Origin of the sequence: Mesorhizobium sp. M7A.F.Ca.CA.004.06.1.1, from assembly GCF_003999135.1 — a bacterium.
Classification (GTDB): Bacteria; Pseudomonadota; Alphaproteobacteria; order Rhizobiales; family Rhizobiaceae; genus Mesorhizobium.
In genome coordinates, this window is the sequence record NZ_RZPQ01001310.1 from 1 (window position 1) to 769 (window position 769).

1 protein-coding gene is annotated in these 769 nt (G+C 64.8%); it reads left to right on the forward strand.

All coding sequences use genetic code 11. The features are described from left to right. Positions 1 to 769 (forward strand): cache domain-containing protein (locus EN906_RS35995; RefSeq protein WP_348629312.1); only part of this gene is annotated, 769 nt, incomplete at both ends.

Consider the following 769-nt stretch of genomic DNA (forward strand, 5'->3'; position numbering starts at 1 on the left):
GGGCAGACGCCGCAAGCAGGCACCGATAGCGGATCCCCCGGATTTGCCGGCCGTGGATTGCTGCGCGAGGCCGTGGCGCGGCTGCGCGATGGCCGCTGGGTTGCCGTGGTCGTCGCTCTTGCCTTTCTGGCCGGCGTGATTGCCATTGCCGGGCGCATCGCCTCCGGCCAGGCGGCCGATAATCTGCGCGAGACGGCACTCGCCGCACTGCCGCTGGCGGCGGGAACCCTGACCGGCGAAATCGAAAAGCAGCGCCTGGTTCCACTGGTGTTGGCCAGAGACGATGCGGTGCGCGGCGCTCTGCGCCGGGCCGGAAAAATGAAAGAAAAGGCCCTCAACGACAAGCTCAAGTCGATTGCCGGCGATGCCTCGGCATCCGCCATCTACATCATCGATACGGCAGGCATCGCCATATCAGCCAGCAATGCCGACGAACCGGCGAGCTTTGTCGGCATCGATTACAATTTTCGGCACTATTTCCAGGAAGCGATGAGCAAGGGTGCTGCCAGCCAATATGGCCTCGGCACAATCAGCGGCAGACCGGGGCTGTACCTTGCCAGCCGCGTCGACGATGGCGGCAAGCCGCTTGGCGTTGCGGTGCTGAAGGTCGAACTCGACGGCGTCGAAGCCAATTGGCGTTCCAGCGGTTTCCTTGTGTTCATCACTGATGAACGCGGCGTGGTGCTGGCTACCAGCCAGCCCGACTGGCGGTTCCGTGCGCTGGCGCCACTGTCGGCCGAGGACACCGCCGCAGCCCACGAGCATCTCC